The following is a 3,169-nucleotide window of genomic DNA, read 5'->3' as shown; positions in this document are numbered from 1 at the left end:
AAAATTTTATATATTTTTTATTGTTAAATATTTTCAGATATATAGTTTCTTGAATATCGGGTTACGATTTAAAAAACTTATTAGAGAAATGTATGTGTGAGGAGATTTTTGATAATTTTGAATTTATTAAAAGCTAATGCCTTATGTGTGTATTATTTTAAAATAATAAACGAATTTTCATACATATAATACAGTAACTTTAAAAATTTAGTTTTTTGATCGGGTGGGTGTTCAATGTATTTTCTATAATTTTTCTTCCTTATTCAAAATATATTAATTCTTTTTTATTATTATTTTTTAATGATGTAGGTTTATTGTTATATTTTAAAAGTACATTACGTGTATTATTATATTTTTTTTGTTTTCAAATATATTTAGTTGTTCAATCATGATTCTTAGGGTATAGAAATTTTAACGATGATATTTTTAATAAAATATTTTTTATTTCTTAATGTATTTTATGGATGCCCAACTAATAATCCTTTCTAATATTTCATCTCCACAAGTTGTTAAAATAGATTCGGGATGAAATTGAAAGCCACATACTCGATCCAAGTTATTTCTTACAGACATAATCATTTTTTCAAAATAAGAATTAATTACAAAATTTTGGGGTATTTTGTTGCAGACTAATGAATGATATCGGGCAACGGGTAATGGTTGAGCTATGCCTTTAAACATCTCTAAATCATCATGGTTGATTAATGATGCTTTGCCATGAAATATCTCACCTGCATATCCAATAATCCCCCCATAAGCTTCTACTATTGCCTGATGACCTAAACAAATTCCTATTATAGGGATATGTCCTTTAACTTTTTTTATTAAATCTAACATACACCCAGCATTTTTAGGCAAACTAGGACCAGGTGATAGCATTAAAATGGGGTTTTTTAATTTTTTAAGAGACTGTAAAATAATATTTATATCTACTGTGTTGCGATAAATTAAAACGTTATTTTTTTGGTTTCTAAGTTGTTCAACAAGATTATAAGTAAATGAATCTATGTTATCTAAAAGTAAAATATTTGCCATTTTTAAAAAAACCCCGTTATGGAATGTGCTTTTTTTATAGCATTTATTACAGCTTTTGCTTTATTTAAACTCTCCTTAACTTCATCTTCTGGTATTGAATTAAAAACAACACCAGCCCCTGCCTGAATGGTTGCAATATTATTTTCTACATAAGCTGATCGTATTGTTATACAGGTGTCTAAATTTCCTAAATCAGTAAAATAGCCTATAGCACCACCATAGCTTCCTCTGCATTCTTTTTCATATTCAGCAATCAGTTGCATTGCACGTACCTTGGGTGCTCCAGTTAATGTTCCCATATTCATACAAGCTGAATATGCATGAAGAGCATCTAATCTATTTTTTAATTTTCCTACTACCTTAGAAACTAAATGCATTACATGAGAATACTTATCTACTTTAACTAAATCTGAAACATATCTAGACCCTGGTTCACAAATACGCGCAAGATCGTTTCGCGCTAAGTCTACAAGCATTAAATGTTCGGCTAATTCTTTATGATTAGTCCTCATTTCAAGTTCTATTCTACTATCTAAATCTAAATCTAGAGTCCCATCTTTTTTTCTACCCCTAGGTCTAGTACCAGCTATGGGATATAGTTCTATTTGTCTTGTTTTTTCATCATATTTTAAGGAACTCTCTGGAGATGCTCCGAATAATATAAAATTTTCATCCTGCATAAAAAACATGTAGGGGCTAGGATTGCTTTTTTTTAATTCTTGATAAGCTGCTAATGAATTATTACAGGGTAAGAAAAATTTTCGAGATGGTACGACTTGAAATATTTCACCTTTTTGAATTAATTTTTGCAGTTTTTTTATTATAGATGAATATTCAAAATCACTCATGTTCGAAGTTAATTTAATTTTTGAACTAATTTTATCCGCATAAATAAAATTAAATTTTTCTTTAAGTTTTCTTTTTATTTGTTCTGTTCTTTTTTCGATTCTTTCTTTTTCATGTAAATTTTTGCTAAACAAACTACTTTGAATTAAACAAGTTTTTTTTTGATGATCTAAAATAAGTAATGTTTCTGCTAAATAAAAACAAAAATCTGGACATTTTTGATTTTTTTCTAATTTCGGTAACAATTCGAAATTAGAAATAAGATCATAAGAAAACAGTCCGCCAAAAAATAATGCCTTGCTGATTTTTTTCGTATTTTTGAAAATTTTTATAATAAATCTAAACGAATCAAATATTGACAATGAGAAAATTTTTTCATCTTCATCAAGATTGTTTTTTATAGACGGAAAAATAAAGTTAATACTATTATCTTTTTCAAATATTTTTAATTTTTTATGACGATTTTTCTTTAAAACAGATAATATTTCTGCTCCGTTAACAGATAGAGCAGTTATGCTAACTAAGTTTTTTATGGCAGAAATGCGCATTGCACTATCAACAATCATTATGCTTTCTAAATCGTTTTTTTTATTAATTTCTGCTGTTTCAAGCAATAATGTTGCTGATCTTGATCCACAAAGATGGTTAAAAATTTTTGTGGGATCAGGATGATAGTTAGCCATTTTTTGAATTACTTCAATTTCATATGGGTCTATTGCCATTAATTCACATCTCTTTTAAATCAAAAAAATTTTGTTTGTTTTTTTCATAGTAACTAATTTGAAAAATTAAAGCAAGATGATCGTTTTTATTTTTTTCTAAAAAAGTGCACAATATATTTAAGTATATATTAAATATGTTAAATAAAATGATACTAATAATTACTTTATATAAAACAATAATAATAATTAAAACCTTATATATAATAAATATATTTTTTTTTTTTTTTAAGGGAAGGGTATAAGGGATTCTTAATTTTTAACTAATCAGTTATCTTTTAGTACTTTTTTATTTTTTATTATGCAATATTTTTATATTTCAGAAACATATTATATACATATATACAAAACTTATCCCCAGACTTATGAACATGTTATTAACATGTATATTAGAAGTTTAAAAAAAAAAAAAAAATTATAAAAAACATAATGTTACGTTATTTTCAGGGTCCAAAAAATTTAAAATTTTATATATTTTTTATTAAACTTATACACAGAAATTGTGGATAACTTTTTTTAAAAAATATATAAAATTTTCAATTTATAAGATCGGACGAGCACACGTCTGA

1 protein-coding gene and 1 pseudogene are annotated in these 3,169 nt (G+C 25.6%); both read right to left on the bottom strand.

Annotated elements, in window-relative coordinates; all coding sequences use genetic code 11:
* Window positions 1-456: 456 nt before the first annotated feature.
* Window positions 457-1,035 (bottom strand): annotated as a pseudogene (locus D9V72_RS03145) (glutamine amidotransferase-related protein); the annotation flags it as partial.
* Between the two features lie 2 nt (window positions 1,036-1,037).
* Window positions 1,038-2,603 (bottom strand): anthranilate synthase component 1, encoded by a 1,566-nt coding sequence (locus D9V72_RS03140; protein WP_158355464.1) that lies wholly within the window; start codon window positions 2,601-2,603, stop codon window positions 1,038-1,040.
* Window positions 2,604-3,169 lie beyond the last annotated feature (566 nt).

The organism is Buchnera aphidicola (Macrosiphum gaurae) (genome assembly GCF_005080965.1).
Taxonomy (GTDB): domain Bacteria; phylum Pseudomonadota; class Gammaproteobacteria; order Enterobacterales; family Enterobacteriaceae; genus Buchnera; species Buchnera aphidicola_S.
The sequence above is the reverse complement of the archived record's forward strand: the minus strand, read 5'-3'. Positions and strand labels throughout refer to the sequence as shown.